Consider the following 15,538-nt stretch of genomic DNA (forward strand, 5'->3'; position numbering starts at 1 on the left):
CCTGCTCCAGCGCTCATGGACCGTACTCCACCGGGCCGATGGTCAGTTTCGGTGCCGCGTCGTCGACCAGGGTCCGTGCCGCCTCGGCGTCGAGCCCCAGGTCGACGACCGCCTCGGGTGACAGACGCCCGCCACCACTGATGGTCTCGTTCCGACCGATCCGTACGACCGAACCCGCGAGCTGGCCAGGCGGGATCTCGAAGACGATCCGGCCGCGCCGCGGAATGCCCGGCTCGGTGGAGAGATCCTCGGTCAACCGGGTCGACAGGTCGCCGCGCTCGGACACGTAGTACTTCGTACCGTCAGCCGCCTCGAGGAAGGTCTCGGCGTGCGCCGTCGCCTGCCAGTCATCGGTCAGGGTCGCGGTGAGGACCACCCAGATCCCGTCGGTCCGGGCCGGTGGACCGGGGCTGAACCCCTCCTCGGCGAGGACACGGGTGAGGCGGACCTTCGACACGGTGACGGTCAACCCGCCCGCGTCGATCAGTTCGCCGACGTCGCCGCGGGTGGAGATCGGGCCCATCCGTTGCGTTGAGTCCGGCACAAGGCGGTGCATGCCGACGATCGCGGCCAGCAGCAGGACGCAGGCGGCCGCGGCTCCCAGGCGGCGGAGCGTCATCGCGTTGGCTCCGCCACCGGCAGCCGGAGCCGGCCTGCCAGCCGGTCCTCCGTGGCGACCCGCCAACGCGGCGTCTCGTCGATGAACCCGGGTGCGAACTCCAGGTGGTAGACGTCGACCTCGATCCGGTCCGGCCACGGCTGCCTCGCCGGCAGTTCGTAGACGATCCGCACCCGACGTGGCAGTCCGGTGTGCAGCTGCGCGGCCGATCGGTCGAGAGCCAGCACCACACCGGTGCGGTACTTCAGCGAGTCCGGTGAGTCACCGTCGATCGTGAACCCGCTCGGGAGGCGTATGCGGACCGCGCGGTCGATGTCGGAGCCGAACTGCAGCGTTTCCGGCGCGGTCAGCGCGACATCGGCCTCCACGACGAGGTAGCGACCGGGGTCGGCGTACTCCGGGATGCCGGTCGGATCCTCGGTGGCGGCCCAGGCCCGCCGCACGGTGAGGGTGAAGCGACCGGTGTCGACCGGCTCGCCCACGGTCGCGCGCGAGGGCTGCGCGGGTGGTGCCGCCCGCAGCCCGTCCGCGGCGGCGACAGCGACACCGCAGAGCGCGATCTCGCACACCAGCACCAGCCCCAGCAGGACGTGTGGACGGGGTCGTCGCGCCGCCGTGGGCTGTCCCGCCGGGATCTGGTGCCGGGCAGGCAACCGTAGGCCGGGGCTGGACACGAGCAGGGATCCTACGACGGACAGTCCGCCATGCGCGAGAAGATCGAGGAGTGGAGGAGTACGCAGACGACTCACCCGGCCGATCCGGTGGATCCGGGACAGGCCAACCCGGGACGCACGAGTCCGCGACCGGCAAGCCTGCGACCGGCGCTGCAGCTGATCGTGCGGGCGCGCGTCGACGAGCCTGGACGGTGGGACGGGCGCTGCGGGCCGTGGTCCCGTTGGCCAACGCCGTCAACCTCTCCACCCCACTCGGCATCGTCGTCGCGGTCGCCGGCCGCGCCCGGCTGTCGCGCGGACCGCGCGGGCTGCTGCTCGGCACGTCGTACCGCCTCGGCGTCCCTCAGGCGGTCGCGTTCACGGTCGGCAACGTGATTCTGACCCGGCTCAGCAGGGACGATCTCCTCGCTCGACCAGCGCTGCTCGCGCACGAGGAACGCCATACCTGGCAGTACGCGGCGTGCCTCGGGCTGCCGATGATTCCGCTGTACCTCGCCGCGTGCGGATGGTCGTGGGTGCGGTCCCGCGACTTCGCGTCGTCGAACGTGTTCGAACGCCTGGCCGGACTCGCCGACGGCGGCTACCCCGACGCCAGACGTTCGACCGGGCGCGGGCGGCGACGGCCGACCGGGGACGGCACTGGGTGAACTCTTCCAGGGGGTGACCCCTTCCACGGAATGACCCCTCCCAAGGATGACCGGTTCCAGGGGGAGCCATGAGTCCGGCGACTCCCGCTGGAGCAGGTCATCTAGGCTCTGGTCGCATGGCGAGCGAAGGAAACACGAACGTGCTGCTCGCCTCCAACCGGGGGCCCGTCTCGTTCATCCACGCCGATGACGGTTCACTCACCTGTCGGGGCGGCGCGGGCGGGCTGGCGTCGGCACTCGCCGCGGTCCCATCAGAGGTCGACGCCACCTGGGTATGCGCGGCCATGTCCGAGGCCGATCGCGCGGCCGCCGCCTCGGCACCCCGTGGCCGGCTCGACCTTGCGGGCTACGAAACCGGGACGGTCCCGGTCCGGCTGCTCGACATCGATCCCCACATCTTCGCGCAGGCCTACAACGGCATCGCCAACTCCACCTTGTGGTTCGTCCACCACATGCTCTTCGACATGGCCGACCAGCCGGTGTTCGACGCCGCCTTCCGGCAGCAGTGGGCGGCCTACGGTGCCTACAACGCCGCGTTCGCCGACGCCCTCGCCGAGGAGGCGGGACCCGGCACGCGGGTTCTCGTGCAGGACTACCACCTGAGCCTCACGCCGGGCCTGTTGCGCGAGCGCAGGCCAGACCTCGCGATCGGCCACTTCTCCCACACACCTTGGGCGCCACCGGACTACTTCCGGTTGCTGCCCGACGACGTTGCCGTCGTCCTGCTGACAGGCGTGCTCGCCGCCGACTACGCGAGCTTTCTGACCGCCCGTTGGGCCGAGGCTTTCCTCTCCTGCTGCGAGGTCGTGCTGGGGGCGAGCGTCGACCGGCGACGCGGCCTGGTCGAGCACGCGGGACGCCAGACGAAGATCGGCGTGAACCCGCTCGGCGTCGACGCGGCGAGTTTTCGCGCCCGAGCGGACCAGCCGGACGTACGCGACCGGATGGCAGGCCTGCGGAGCCTGGTCGGTGGGCGGAAGCTGCTGGTCCGCGTGGACCGCGCCGAACTGAGCAAGAACATCGTCCGCGGGCTGCTCGCCTACCGCGACCTGCTCCGGCGTCATCCGGAATGGCAGGGGCGGGTCGTCCACGTCGCATTGGCCTATCCGAGCCGGCATGATCTCGACAAATACCGGGAATACTCCGCCGCCGTACACCGGGTCGGCAAGGAGATCATCGACGAGTTCGGAAGTCCCGACTGGGATCCGCTCATTCTTTCTGTCGACGATGATTACGCCCGCTCGCTCGCTGCCTATCGAATGGCACACGTCGCCGTGGTCAATCCGCTTCGGGACGGCATGAATCTCGTCGCGAAGGAAATACCGATCGTCTCCGACGACGGCTGCGCCCTTGTGCTCTCACGTGAGGCCGGTGCGGCCGTCGAACTCGGCGAGGACTCCCTGCTCATCAACCCGTTCGATATCCAGGAGACCGCGGACGCGCTGCATGTCGCGCTTTCCATGAGTCCCGCGGAACGCAAGGCGCGGAATTCCCGCCTGGCAATGCGCGCTGGTGCGCATCCTCCAGGTCGCTGGCTGGCCGACCAACTGGCCGAACTCACCAAATATTGATCCACATTAGTTTCCTCGCGCCTACATCACAAAACGGTGAAGTCGTCGATATCCTCGGACTCGTCACATTGACCGTGGATACCATCACCGGGATCTATTGAGCATCCGTACGCATATCGGGGGACCTGGATGCGAGTAATGGAGCGCACGCGAGGTCAGCCGGACTCCCGTGCCGCGACATGGCCGGGCGTGTCGGTCGTCATGGCCATCCGTGCGGGCGAACGCCACCTGCAGGCGACCGTTCGCCAGGTGCTGCGCCAGGACTACCCCGGCCCGCTCGAACTCGTCGTTGTCCTCGGCCCGGCACGCGACCGCACCGAACGGGTCGCGCTCGCGATCGCCGCGACCGACCCTCGGGTCAGACTGGTGGAAGCGCCCGAGGACCGAGCCTCCGGTGCACTCGCCAGTGCGATCCGCGAGGCGACCTACGACGTGATCGTCCGCGTCGACGGGCGCGGCATGCTCGGCCCCGGCTACCTCCGGCGCGCGGTCGAGGTCCTCGAAGGTACCTCGAACGGCGAGCAGCAGGGATCGTCGGCCGCGGTGGCGGCCGGACGCGAGTCCGCCTTCGGCGAAGCCGTTGTCCGCGCCATGGCCAGTCCCCTCGGCATCGACCGCGGCGACCGCGGCGACCGCGGCGACCGCGGCGACCGCGGCAACGATGGAAGTCGCGGCAGCCGCCGCACCAACGGGCGTACCGGCCCGATGGACACCGTCTATCTCGGCGTCTTCCGGCGAGGCGACCGCACCCGGGACGGCCAGGTCCACCACGCCGGCGGCACGGTCTGGTTCACGCCGGAGATGCGCGTGACCTACCGGCCGCAGCCCACGCCACGCACTCTCGCCCAGCAGTTCTATCTCAACGGACAGTGGCAACACGCACTTCGCCGGCGCTACCCGGGTGCCTTCAAGGGGCGGGCCGTCGCCGCGCCGCTGGCAGCGATCACCTGCCTCGTCGGCCTCGTGGTGTGCGCGGTCGGCCTGCTAGCAATGTCTCCACCGCTCGTCGTCGGTGGGCTCGCCATCCCCGTCCTCTGCCTCATCACCGCTTGCCTGGGCGCGGCATTCGCGGGCCGGGGCCTTTCTGCGGGAGGCAAACTCTGGCTTCCGGTCACGCTCCTCATCACGCATCTGGCGTGGGGGGCCGGATTCCTCACCAGTCCACCGTTTCTGGGCCACCAGGTCGTCGGCCGATCCGACACCGGAACGGCCGGGGGCGCTCGTACCCGACACCACCTGACGACGCCCACCAACCGGTGAGCAGGACCATCCGCGCTCTGCACGCGAAGGCCAGCAGCAATGAAAAACTCGACCTTCTGGGTCATGGCCGGGCTGGCCGGTGCCATTCTCGGGCCGGCCGGGGCCGCGATCCTCTACTTCGTACCTGATCCCCTTGGGCTCGCGATCGTCAGCGGCCTGATCTGCTTCTTCTGCTTCCTCGCCCTGCCGTGGCTGGTGCTGCCGGCGGCGATGGTCGGCGGTGCGCTCGCCGCCGTCATCACCGGTACGCAGGTCGCGGCGGGGGAGACCTGGATGGTGGCGGCCACCCACATCGGCGCCATCGCTGCGGGCACGGCCGCTCTCACCGCCCGGCGCATCCTCGGAGCGCCGCGCCGCGGTCGGCAGGTACGGACACCGGCCGACAAGCCGATGCTGCTGCTCGTCATCGTCGTCCTGATCGGTGCGCTCCACGGCCTTGCACAGGACCACCGGCCGGCCGACGTGCTGGTCGCGGTCTATCAGGTCGGCATCATCCCGGCGTACTTCTTCCTCGCCACCCACACGCTCACCACCCCGAGGAGGCGCGCGGCCGCGGCCATCACCACGGTCGCCGGTGCCCTCGCGCTCGCGGCGATCTCGCTGGCCGGCGCCGGCACCGAAGCCGGGGCTGAAGCCGGTGCTGGCATCGGCACAGCCCGCGCCGGCGGGACGCTCTCCGCCCTCGCGCTCGTCGTGCTCGCCGTGGTCGCGGCGCGCACATCCGGATGGCGCCGCATCGGTGCGGCCGCTGGGCTGGTCGCGTTCGCGGCGGACGTCGTTCTCTCAGGTACCCAGGCGGTGTGGGTGTCGACCGTGGTCGCGCTGGCGGTCCTGCTGCTGTGGGGGTCCGCACGACTCCGCGTCCGGCTGGCGGTCTGCGCGCTCGCCACCGTCCTGCTCGCCGCCGGCGCCGCGGTCGTCAGCCCGGAGCTGTCCGGACGGATGTCGACGATGACGGGCGAGCTCACTCAGTCGGCCGGCGCGCTCGGTCCCGGGTCCGCCGTGGGCCTGCGCGCCTTCGGCGAGAGTCCGATCATCGGCACGGGGTTCGGGCACAGTACGACCGACGACGCGACTCCCACGTTCACAGCGTCCTCGTCCGGCCCGGTCTACTCCTCCTTCTGGACCACGCTGCTCGCCAACCTCGGCCTGCTCGGGCTGGTCGCGTTGCTGTGGCCGCTGGCGCTCGCCGGCCGTGCCGGGTTCAGGGACCGCAACGGTCTTCCGCTCGCGTTCGTCGCCCTCGCGTGTGGCTTCGCCATCGGCGGGGGTCTCGCGACACCGGCCGGCGGGCACTGGGAGCTCGGCCTGCTGCCGGCCCTCACCTTCCTCGCGGTCGCCGCCGTACCGGCCCAGTACCTGCCCCGGCCGCGACCCGAAGCGTCCCCCGCTCTGCAGGCGACGACCGGCCGGATCTGAACCCCGAGAAAAGCGAGACGACATGCATGTGGTGATGGCCATCGTCGGTGGGCGGACCGAACCCTGGGTCGACCTCATCGCCACGCTCGTCACGCGGCCCGACGTCGAACTCACCGTCTTCGCGACCAGGTCGTCTCCGCGGGCGCGGCGTGACCTGAACCTCCTCGCCCGAAAACACCCGCATCTGGCCTTCCACCACGCCCCCACGCTCCTCGGAGCTGCCGCGGGCGACCAACCGGGCGCGGTGGTGCTCCGCCCCGGCGCCGGACGAGTCCTCAGAACCCTCCGGCCGGACGTCCTTCACATCATCGGCGAAGCCGGCTACCCGGCGACGTTCCAGATCCTCAGGATGCGCAGGAGGTACTGGCCGCATGTGCCGGCCACGTTGTACGCCACGCAGAACGTCCCGCACACCCTGCCCTTCCCGTTCGCGCAGATCGAGCGCCGGACGTACGCCTCGGTGCACTGCGCGTTCCCCATCACCCCGGCGGCCGAGAAGGTTCTTCGCAAGCGGGGATACCGGGGCGAGAGCCAGGTCGTGCCCCAGGGCGTCGACACAGAGTTGTTCCGCCCCTACCCGCAGGCGCGGGCAGCCCGCGCGTCGGGACATCCGTTCACAGTCGGGTACGTGGGTTGGCTCGAACGCCACAAGGGAATCCCGGCTCTCATCGAGGCCGCGGAGAAGCTCGACTGCGACCTGGTGGTCATCGGCCGGGGCAGCCTGACCCCAGCTGTCGAAGCGGCCGCGGCTCGCCGGCCCGGTCGGGTCACGTTCCGGCCCAGGATGAACCGTTTCGAGCTGCCACGCCTGATGGCCGGCATGGATGTCCTCGCCATGCCGTCGACGGAGACCGTCCGCCGCACCCTCGTGCCGTGGACGGAGGTGCCGGTCAGGGAGCCGTTCGGGCGTGTGCTGGTCGAGGCGATGTCCTGCGGTGTGCCGGTCGTCGGCAGCAACCTGGGCGAGATACCCCACGTGATCGGCCCTGCCGGGCTGACCTTCCGCGCCGGTGACACGGACGCACTGATCGCTCGCCTGGCCGAGATCCGCGACGACGACGCTCTCGCCCGCCGACTCGGTGCGGCCGGGCAGACCCGATCCCCACTCTTCAGCTGGAGCACGGTTTCCGACTCCATGTGCCGCACGTGGCAAGCGCTGGTTGACACCCACGTCGTCCCAGCCCGTACGTACGGCGTCCATCGTTCCAGCGCGCCGACCGCGCAATCGCCGACCGCGCAGGCGCCGGCAGCTCGCCGAACCCGAGAAAAGGAAGGGCAAAGATAGTGAGTGCACCTCTCAGCCTGGGCGCCGCGCTGCGGGCCGTCCGGTGGCCCGTCAGCATCCTGGCGCTGTCCATCGGCGGCGGGATCGCCGGCGCGCAGGCCATCACCACCCAGCTCCCACCGACCTTCGAAGCGAAGGCCTCCTCGGTGGTCGCAGGGTACGACGCCGAAGGCATCCCGACGATGGGCGAGACCGGGTCGGTCTCGCCGAGCTCAGCGGCGTCGAGGGAACCCGGCGGGACGACGGAAGGTGGCGCCGACGGGGACGCTACGAGACGGGTCGGGTCCCACTACGACCCCGCCCTCGCGCAGGCCATGGTCGCGTCCGTCGCCCGGCTCGCCGAGTCGAGCGAGATCGCGCTGACGACAGCACAGGAGACTCGGCTCCCCCCTGACCTGGTGCTGGGGCACATCAAGGCGAGCTTCGAGCCTGGGCTCGCGATCATCACCCTGACCACTGAGGCGAAGACCCCGCGCGACGCCGCGACGATGGCGAATGTCGCCGCCGACGCACTGCGCCGGAAGGTCGCGGGCGGCGCGCTGTCGGGCCGGAAGGGCACGCTGTACGCCCAGCCACTCGACCAGGCGACCGTGCCGACCAGTCCCGCGTCACCCAACCAGCTGCTCAACTGGGCCATCGGCGGTCTGCTCGGACTGCTCGCCGGCGTCGGCCTGATCTCCCTGCGCCGACGCTTCGACAACCGGCTCCGCAGCTGCGAGCAGATCGAGAACGAACTCGGGCTGCCGATCCTCGCGACGCTGCCGCGGGTGGGGCGGAGCGGATTCCGGCACGGTGCCCGCAAGGCGAACAAGCGGCGGGCCATCTCGCGGCCGATCCGTACCGCCATCGCCGCGCTGACCCCGCTCACCGACCCGGCGGGCCGCCGGCTCCTGGTGACGAGCGCGTTCCAGGACGACGGGAAGACATTCGTGTCGGCGCTGCTGTCACTCGGGCTCGCCCAGCAGCACTACCACGTCACGCTGCTCGAGGGTCAGCTCCGGCATCCGCCACTGGCCCGACACTTCCCGGGCAGCTCGGCGCACACCGTCCAGCGGCTGCTCGGCGTCGACGACGCGGAGCTCGTGTCGTCCAGCCAGGTCGGGCTCCGGGTCGTGACGTCGGAACCGACCGAACCCGAGATCAGCCGCGCCCTCCTGCGCAGCCGGCCGTTCGCCCGCCTGATGCACCTGGCGGCCGGGGTGAGCGACGCCGTCGTGATCAACGGTCCGGGCGTTCTCGCGAGCGGTGACATCTCACCACTGTCGACGCACGCCGATGCCGCGATCCTGGTCGTACGGGCCGGCGCCACCCACATCTCCGACGCCCGCCGGGCGGTGCAGGTCCTGCGTCGGCTGAACGTCCCGGTCGCCGGTGTCATCGTCACCGACGCCGTCGACACCAGCACCGGGCGGCCGCAGCGCCCCGCGACACCGGAACACGTGGACGTCTCGCTGACGAACGGACAATCGGCGCCGTTGGCGCTGATGGGTCGCGAGCAGGCGGACGAGGCGTCGAGGGGGTTCGGTGACCGGACCGAGGTCCACGTCCCGCGGAGCCTCCCACCTGGCAGGAGCACCGTGACCACTCCGGAGCCGCCGTACGCCGGCGACTCGACGTACGCGGGAGACTCGACGTACGCAGGAGGATCGACCTACGCAGGAGGGTCGACCTACGCAGGAGGATCGTCGTACGCAGGGGGCCCGACCTACGGCAGCGCGTCGTACACCGTCAAGCCGCCCTCGGCGATGACCGGCTCGACCACCGCGACCGCACCTGCGCCGTCGGCCGTTGCCTCGACCATGCCGACCCGAGCGCCGAGTCCGGGCGAGCCACAAGACGACGCGGATCCGGACGACTCGATCGACCCGATGGACACGGCGGACGCTCCGGAGGCGGGCACGCAGGTCCGGCACGCCGAACCAGCGGCACCGGCCAGTCGCCGCTGACGGTTCGTTCGATCGCGGCAGCCACGCCCAGGAACCTCAACCACAGCGTCCAGGAAACGCCACCACAGAAGGAGGAACGAACACAGAACAGCTATCCGAGGCGCGCCGCGAGCGCGTTGAAGTAGCTCACCACGCCGGGCGGGCCGTCGACCACCACGTCGGCCCGCCCGGCGAGTGCTGTCACCTCGGTGGATCCGGAGCACACCAACAGCCCGGCGATTCCCTCGGCCCGCAACTCCTCCACGGCGTCGTATGCCGGAAGGTCACCCAGGTCGTCGCCGGAGTAGGCCACACAGGAGGCGCCGACCTCGGCCACGAGCGCGCGCAGCGCGACGCCCTTGTCCATGCCCGGCGGTTTCAGCTCCAGCACCATCCGTCCCGGTTGCACGGTGAGTCCGTGCGCCTGGGCGAGTTCGGTGAGGCGGCCGGTGAGCAGGTCGGTGGCCGCCCCCGGATCGGACGTACGTCGAATATGGACGGCGACGGCGCGGCCCTTGTCCTCGATCGCCGTACCCTCCGGCGCACCCCACTCGCGGAGCAGGCCCGGTAGCGCTTCGCGGACCTCGGCGACGCCCGCCGGCACCGGCGGTGCGGTGATCTCGCCGGTCGTCGCATCCCACCGCTCCGCACCGTAGTGGCCGACGACGAGCAGACCGCCCAGGTCGGGCGCGTCCGCGAACCCACCGAGACGTACGACGACCTCCGCCGGCCGGCCGGTCACGATGGCGACCGCGCGGATGCGGGCGGCGAGGCGGGACAGCATCGGCACTACCGCGGGATGGGCGTAGGCGGCGTCGGGATCGTCGACGATCGGGGAGAGTACGCCGTCGAAGTCGAACGCCAGCAGCGCCTCACCCGGTCGTTCGAGCAGGCAGTGGAGGCCGGCCTCACCCGCAGGTGTACGCGGGACGAGACGGTCTCCCGGAGATGTCACGGCTTCGCTCTGCGCGCCTGGATCAGACCTCGACGCCGAGCCGGCGGGCCGCCCTGGCGCGCTGTCGGCTGGAACGCAGCCGGCGCAGGCGCTTGACGAGTAGCGGGTCGAACTCGAGTGCGTCGGCACGGTCGATGAGGGCGTTGAGCACCTGGTAGTAGCGGGTCGCCGACATGCCGAACTGGTCGCGGATCGCCTGCTCCTTGGCGCCTGCGTACTTCCACCACTGCCGCTCGAAGGTCAGGATCTGCTGGTCGCGGTCGGAGAGGCCGTCGCCGGAGGTGTGGGCCGGGTTGGTGGCAGAAGCCCCGGGTCCGAGCATCGGATCCATCGCAGCGTCCATCCCAGGCATCCCTCCTCGTCGAGCAACGGTTCGCCGCCATGGTACGCACGAACCACACGGGTGTCATTCATCGACCCCGGCCGGGGCCGGTGGGTTGAAAATGATCACGTATGCGTGATCATTCCCCACGATGCGCGGCAGATTCACCGTGCATCGTTGGTCATTGCCGTGCATCGTACGACGGTACAAGGACGCTGCAACGGCACCGCGAGGCGCCCGCTCGGTTTGTTCGCACTGGACCGCCGTACAGGGCACCATGGGCCGATGGCTCCTGAACCGCCGGTCTCAGCCCCCTCGCCCGGGCCCACGCTCTCGCTCGGATCCACTCATGGACACACCGCGACGGCGGCCGATGGTGTGGCGGCGCTCCTGCGCCGGATCGAGGGGGTCGACCGGTCGGGGCCTACCCTGCGTTCGGTCATCCGTACCAACCACGACGCGGTCACGGAGGCAGCAGCGCTCGACGTCGAGGCCGCGGCCGGCCGGCGTCGTGGTCCCCTGCACGGCGTATCCGTCCTGGTCAAGGACAACATCGACACGGCGGGCGCGATGGGCACGACTGCCGGGTCGCTCGCGCTCGCCGGCGCCGGCCCGGCCGCTGACGCGCCCCTGGTACGCCGGCTGCGGGACGCCGGGATGGTCGTCCTCGGCAAGACGAACCTCTCGGAATGGGCCAACTTCCGCTCGAGCGGGTCATCGTCGGGTTGGAGCGCGGTCGGCGGGCTCTGCGTCAACCCGCACGCGCTCGACCGGTCGGCGGGCGGTTCGTCGTCCGGATCCGGTGCGGCCGTGGCGGCGGGCCTCGCACCGTTGGCGGTGGGTACGGAGACCGACGGCTCGATCCTCTGCCCCGCGGCCCTGTGTGGCGTGGTCGGCATCAAGCCGACGGTCGGGCTGGTCGACGGCACCGGCATCGTCCCGATCTCGCACAGCCAGGACACGGCCGGGCCGATCGCGCGGACGGTCCGCGACGCCGCCTTGCTGCTCAGCGTCCTCGCATCGGCCGGGAGACCGGGCGGCAGGGGCGACGGCAGCGGTCCTGGCAGCGGTGCTCCCGCGGGCGATCCTCCGGTGCCGGGGCGGCGGGCGTACGACGACTATCAGGCGTACTGCCGGTCCGACGGACTGCGCGGCGCCCGGATCGGCCTGCCGCGACACGGACTGTGGGGCTACAGCGCACGCGCCGACGCGCTCGCCGAGGAGGCCGTCCGGGTGCTCGCCGCGCAGGGCGCCACCATCGTCGACCCGGCGAATCTCCCGAGCTTGGACGAACTCTCCATGAGTGAGGCGGAGATGACCGTTCTCGCCACCGAGTTCAAGGTGGGGATCGAGGCCTATCTCGCCACCCGCGGCGTCCGCGCTCCCGACGGGCGGGGCGCGGCTGATGCGGGCAGCCGGGTTGCCGGGGCCAGCGGGGTCGCCGGCTCGGACGGTCTACGTGTGCCGAGGACGCTGGCCGACCTGATGGCGTTCAACGACGCGCACGCCGACGTCGAGTTCGCGCACTTCGGCCAGGACCGCTTCGAGGACGCCTTGCGAACCGGCGGCCTCGACGATCCGGCCTACCGCGAGGCGCTGGAGACATGCCGCAGGCTCGGGCGTAGCGAAGGAATCGACGCCGCACTCCGCACTCACGATCTCGACGCCCTTGTGGCGCCGACCTACCCACCGGCGTGGAAGATCGACCTGGTCAACGGCGACCACGTGTCCGGTAGCTGCACGCAGGTACCCGCCGTCGCCGGCTACCCGGTGATCACCGTGCCCTGCGGAGCGGCGGACGGCCTGCCGGTCGGGCTCGCATTCATCGGAACGGCGTGGAGCGAGCCGACGCTCATCCGCCTGGCGTACGCATTCGAGCAGGCACTCGACTTCTCCCTGACACCAGCATTCCGCCCACCCCAGACCGGGTGATCCAGGGCCGTGGCTCAGTCCGCGATGTAGGTGCCTCGTCGAGGCTCGACCTCGACAATCCCCTCCTGCACCAGGAGAGCCACGCTCTTGCGGACTGTCGACCGTGCAAGACCATACTGCTGCATCAGCTGGCTTTCTGACGCCATCGGCCGGCCTGGCTGCCAGTCACCCCGCGCGATCCTCGCCTTGAGGATCTCCGCCAACTGCCGGTATGGGGCTAGCCGTCCTTCGTGATCGATCTCGTCATCGGGCCCCAGCATGTCGCCCGACGCTACGTGTCTGTGCACGTCGGACCGCTTCCCCACACGTATGCGCTGGTATGCGCTCGAGTGCGCTATAGTGCGCTGCGAGCGGCCCGATCCTGGCGATGGTCGCCTCGCCGGAGGCGAGGATCGGGCCCTCCACACCACCGGCATCCCCCGACCCGCCTCCCCACGCCATCGACCCGGCCTTTCGCGGCACCGACCCGGCCCTTCGCGGCCACTCCGGCAGCAGGCAGACGCCCCACCACCGGCAGCGGACATGGGACGCCTCACCAGAGGAGGACCCGCGTGAGCGAGCGTGACCCCATCGACTCGGGCATCGTGGACTGGATCTTCGACGACCTGGTCCGCGCGAGATTCCCCCGGCTGACGGATCAGGACCTCGGCATCCTGGCGAGGATCCTCGCGCGACCGTGCCCGTCCTGCCAGGCCACTGCCGGCAGATGGTGCCGTACGCCGTCCGGCCACGAGATCCAGGACATGGACCGCCAACATCTCAGCCGACGGGACCTGCGTTCCGGCACGCCGTAGGCCTCTCGTCGCTCATGACCGTGCACACCCTGCGACCCTGGCATGCCGAATCGGCGCCCACGCATGCGACTGCCCCGTGGGAGTCGAACACGGCGGCCGGCTACGCATGAGTAGGTTATGCACAGGTCGGGCATCGGAGGCAGCCCAGGTGTTGGGTGTGCCTGGACCAAGCACACCCAACACCCGGGCGCCCGACCCCCCAGGGCGGCCCCTGCCGAAAGCGCCCTCCACGTCCAGGCGGTTCGCTCAGGCGGGGGCCGTTCTCATGGCTCCGGGTCGGCCGAATCTCCCGCGGGTCCGGACCTGATTGCGTTCAGTCCGGACGGCACCGGAAGAGCAAGGAGACGCCTGGCATCTGACCGTGGGCCGCCCCTGTCGTTCCCGTTGACGCATCCGTTTTCGGTGCGACGCCCTCCGTTCACAGCGGCGCTCCCGTTCCCGGTTCGATTCCCGGTGCGATTCCCGGTGGCGCTCCCGCGTCCGTTCACGGCGCCGTTCAGTGTCACGTTCTCGTCGGTATTCCCCTTGCCCGCAACAGGATCCGCTGCACGTCGGGAAGGCGGGGAGGGCGCGGTCATCGCGGCGAGTGCGGCGACGTCGCCGCCTCCGCGGACGATGCCTAATGCGACGGCGGACAGCTTGAGGCGGCGCGGGCGGGCAAACGCGCGCATCTGTTCGAACGCCTTGTCGACATGCACGCCACACCGTTCGGCCAGTATCCCCTTCGCCTGCTCGATGATCACGCGGCTGTCAAGCGCGCCTTGCAGCTGAGCGACGAGCACGTCCTGTTGCTGGCGCACGCGGTGCTGGACCAGCCCGATCGTCGCGGCGTCGGCGAGTGCCTGCGCGATCGCCACCTGGTCCAAAGGAAGGGCGCCCGGTCGCACGCGGTAGACGCAGACCGCGCCGACGACCTGCGTGCGCAGCCGCATCGGGAAGGCGTGGACGGCCGCGTACCCGAGCCGGATCGCGGCCGGAACGAACCGCGGCCAGAGCCGTCCCGCCGTCCTCAGGTCGCTGACGTACGCCTGTTCGCCGGTCCTGACAGCCTGCCGGGCGGGACCTTCGTACCGGTCGGAGGCGGGTAGCTCCCCGCGGGCGCCGAACGCACCGGCCATGGCCGTCACCCGGAGGCTGTCAGCGTCCTCGCCGAGGAGGACTTCCGCGGCATCGATGTCGAGAAGGTCGACATGGCGGCGGCAGAAGTCTCGCAGGTAGGTGGTTTCGTCGAAGTCGGCGGTGAGAGTGTCCGCGAGCTGGATGAACGCACGCGCCAGTCCCTGTCCTCGGTGCTCCATGGCGGTTGTTCCTAGCGTCGTCGGAGCCAGTCAGTAGACGCTAGGAGACAACGGTTCGGCGCACGAGCCTCAGGTGGTCCGATGGACCCCCCTCAAATGGGTCGGATCCGGCGGAAAAATGGGTCGGGTCCGGCTCGGGTCGAGGATCTGATCAGCGTATGGGCGGCCGGTCACGACGGACGCCGCGCGGCCAGCAGCCCGGTCCGGGTAGCCACGACGACGGTCTCCAGCTGGCTGTGTGCCCCGACCTTGGTCATGACGTTCTTGACATGCCCACGTACCGTGTGGACGCTCAGGACGAGTCGCCCGGCGATCGCCCGCGGATCGAGACCTTCCGCCATCAGCGCCAGGACTTCCTGCTCGCGCGCCGTGAGTCCCGCCCAGTTGTCCACCGGCTGGCCGGACCGCCCCCCGCCGGAGGAGTCCCCCTCCACGAGCGCCGCCAGCGTGCTGGCCTCGACCAGGATCTTCTCGCCGACGGGAGTGCGAATCGCCGCCAGGATGTCAGCGAACGAACTGTCCTTCGCCAGGAATCCGGCCGCCCCCGCCGCCGCGGCGGCCGTCAGGAGGTCGACGGTGGCGTCCGCGGTGAGGATGAGCACCCGTGCCGTCGGGTGGATGGCCTTGATCTTCCAGGTGCCCTCGATGCCGTCGGTGCCAGGGAGATGGATGTCCATGAGAACAACGTCCGGCACCTTCTCGGTCGCAAGCTGGATGGCCTCATCCACCGTCCCGACGGCGCCGACGCACTCCAGGTCGGGCTGGACGTCGATCGCGACCTCCAGCGCACCGGCCAGGGCGCGTTCGTCCTCGACCACGAGCACGTGGATCATCGCG

General features: G+C 70.6%; 15 protein-coding genes. 8 read left to right on the plus strand and 7 right to left on the minus strand.

The window, feature by feature from the left end; all coding sequences use genetic code 11:
- Positions 1–13: 13 nt before the first annotated feature.
- Both ABN034_RS31020 and ABN034_RS31025 read right to left on the minus strand, forming a co-directional pair.
- Positions 14–619 (minus strand): DUF4352 domain-containing protein, encoded by a 606-nt coding sequence (locus tag ABN034_RS31020; RefSeq protein WP_349694525.1) that lies wholly within the window; start codon positions 617–619, stop codon positions 14–16.
- Positions 616–1,293, minus strand: a complete 678-nt coding sequence (locus tag ABN034_RS31025) for a hypothetical protein (protein ID WP_349694526.1) — start codon at positions 1,291–1,293, stop codon at positions 616–618. Before ABN034_RS31025 ends, ABN034_RS31020 begins: the two co-directional genes overlap by 4 nt.
- Positions 1,294–1,484: 191 nt before the next feature.
- On the opposite strand from ABN034_RS31025, the gene ABN034_RS31030 reads away from it, so the two are divergent.
- The 6 genes from ABN034_RS31030 to ABN034_RS31055 all read left to right on the plus strand — a co-directional run bounded on the left by ABN034_RS31030 (position 1,485) and on the right by ABN034_RS31055 (position 9,421).
- Positions 1,485–1,940, plus strand: a complete 456-nt coding sequence (locus tag ABN034_RS31030) for a hypothetical protein (RefSeq protein ID WP_349694527.1) — start codon at positions 1,485–1,487, stop codon at positions 1,938–1,940.
- Positions 1,941–2,056: 116 nt separating this feature from the next.
- Positions 2,057–3,511, plus strand: coding sequence for an alpha,alpha-trehalose-phosphate synthase (UDP-forming) (locus ABN034_RS31035; RefSeq protein ID WP_349694528.1), 1,455 nt, complete (start codon positions 2,057–2,059; stop codon positions 3,509–3,511).
- A 138-nt stretch (positions 3,512–3,649) separates the two neighbouring features.
- On the plus strand, positions 3,650–4,771 hold the full coding sequence (locus ABN034_RS31040; RefSeq protein WP_349694529.1) for a glycosyltransferase: 1,122 nt from the start codon (positions 3,650–3,652) through the stop codon (positions 4,769–4,771).
- 39 nt (positions 4,772–4,810) lie between these two features.
- A complete protein-coding gene (locus tag ABN034_RS31045) occupies positions 4,811–6,190 on the plus strand; it encodes an O-antigen ligase family protein (RefSeq protein ID WP_349694530.1) in 1,380 nt (459 codons plus the stop codon).
- Positions 6,191–6,212: 22 nt separating this feature from the next.
- Positions 6,213–7,475, plus strand: coding sequence for a glycosyltransferase (locus ABN034_RS31050; protein WP_349694531.1), 1,263 nt, complete (start codon positions 6,213–6,215; stop codon positions 7,473–7,475).
- Positions 7,475–9,421 carry a hypothetical protein gene (locus ABN034_RS31055; protein ID WP_349694532.1) on the plus strand — a complete coding sequence of 649 codons (1,947 nt, stop codon included), beginning with the start codon at positions 7,475–7,477 and terminating at the stop codon, positions 9,419–9,421. Before ABN034_RS31050 ends, ABN034_RS31055 begins: the two co-directional genes overlap by 1 nt.
- Positions 9,422–9,512: 91 nt before the next feature.
- Here the strand turns inward: ABN034_RS31055 and otsB are convergent, their stop codons facing one another.
- On the minus strand, positions 9,513–10,355 hold the full coding sequence (gene otsB, locus ABN034_RS31060) for a trehalose-phosphatase (RefSeq protein ID WP_349694533.1): 843 nt from the start codon (positions 10,353–10,355) through the stop codon (positions 9,513–9,515).
- 22 nt (positions 10,356–10,377) lie between these two features.
- Complete coding sequence (gene napA, locus ABN034_RS31065) at positions 10,378–10,677, minus strand: nucleoid-associated protein NapA (protein ID WP_349694565.1); 300 nt, start codon at positions 10,675–10,677, stop codon at positions 10,378–10,380.
- 285 nt (positions 10,678–10,962) lie between these two features.
- On the opposite strand from napA, the gene ABN034_RS31070 reads away from it, so the two are divergent.
- Entirely contained in the window at positions 10,963–12,609 is a 1,647-nt protein-coding gene (locus tag ABN034_RS31070; RefSeq protein ID WP_349694534.1) for an amidase family protein, read from the plus strand.
- A gap of 14 nt (positions 12,610–12,623) precedes the next feature.
- Here the strand turns inward: ABN034_RS31070 and ABN034_RS31075 are convergent, their stop codons facing one another.
- Positions 12,624–12,869 carry a GntR family transcriptional regulator gene (locus tag ABN034_RS31075; protein WP_349694535.1) on the minus strand — a complete coding sequence of 82 codons (246 nt, stop codon included), beginning with the start codon at positions 12,867–12,869 and terminating at the stop codon, positions 12,624–12,626.
- Between the two features lie 291 nt (positions 12,870–13,160).
- Between ABN034_RS31075 and ABN034_RS31080 the strand changes: the two genes are divergently transcribed.
- Positions 13,161–13,403: a zinc finger domain-containing protein gene (locus ABN034_RS31080; protein WP_349694536.1), complete on the plus strand. Its 243-nt coding sequence runs from the start codon at positions 13,161–13,163 to the stop codon at positions 13,401–13,403.
- Between the two features lie 263 nt (positions 13,404–13,666).
- Here the strand turns inward: ABN034_RS31080 and ABN034_RS31085 are convergent, their stop codons facing one another.
- Both ABN034_RS31085 and ABN034_RS31090 read right to left on the minus strand, forming a co-directional pair.
- Positions 13,667–14,701 (minus strand): GAF and ANTAR domain-containing protein, encoded by a 1,035-nt coding sequence (locus ABN034_RS31085; RefSeq protein WP_349694537.1) that lies wholly within the window; start codon positions 14,699–14,701, stop codon positions 13,667–13,669.
- A gap of 170 nt (positions 14,702–14,871) precedes the next feature.
- On the minus strand, positions 14,872–15,534 hold the full coding sequence (locus ABN034_RS31090; protein WP_349694538.1) for a response regulator: 663 nt from the start codon (positions 15,532–15,534) through the stop codon (positions 14,872–14,874).
- Between the last annotated feature and the right edge of the window lie 4 nt (positions 15,535–15,538).

Source organism: Actinopolymorpha sp. B11F2 (genome assembly GCF_040195635.1).
Classification (GTDB): Bacteria; Actinomycetota; Actinomycetes; order Propionibacteriales; family Actinopolymorphaceae; genus Thermasporomyces.

Coding starts and splice junctions, on each gene's coding strand:
- ABN034_RS31020 (WP_349694525.1), bottom strand. CDS start 619: ATGACGCTCCGCCGCCTGGGAGCCGCGGCCGCCTGCGTCCTGCTGCTG.
- ABN034_RS31035 (WP_349694528.1), top strand. CDS start 2,057: ATGGCGAGCGAAGGAAACACGAACGTGCTGCTCGCCTCCAACCGGGGG.
- ABN034_RS31040 (WP_349694529.1), top strand. CDS start 3,650: ATGGAGCGCACGCGAGGTCAGCCGGACTCCCGTGCCGCGACATGGCCG.
- ABN034_RS31045 (WP_349694530.1), top strand. CDS start 4,811: ATGAAAAACTCGACCTTCTGGGTCATGGCCGGGCTGGCCGGTGCCATT.
- ABN034_RS31050 (WP_349694531.1), top strand. CDS start 6,213: ATGCATGTGGTGATGGCCATCGTCGGTGGGCGGACCGAACCCTGGGTC.
- napA (WP_349694565.1), bottom strand. CDS start 10,677: ATGCTCGGACCCGGGGCTTCTGCCACCAACCCGGCCCACACCTCCGGC.
- ABN034_RS31070 (WP_349694534.1), top strand. CDS start 10,963: ATGGCTCCTGAACCGCCGGTCTCAGCCCCCTCGCCCGGGCCCACGCTC.
- ABN034_RS31075 (WP_349694535.1), bottom strand. CDS start 12,869: ATGCTGGGGCCCGATGACGAGATCGATCACGAAGGACGGCTAGCCCCA.
- ABN034_RS31085 (WP_349694537.1), bottom strand. CDS start 14,701: ATGGAGCACCGAGGACAGGGACTGGCGCGTGCGTTCATCCAGCTCGCG.
- ABN034_RS31090 (WP_349694538.1), bottom strand. CDS start 15,534: ATGATCCACGTGCTCGTGGTCGAGGACGAACGCGCCCTGGCCGGTGCG.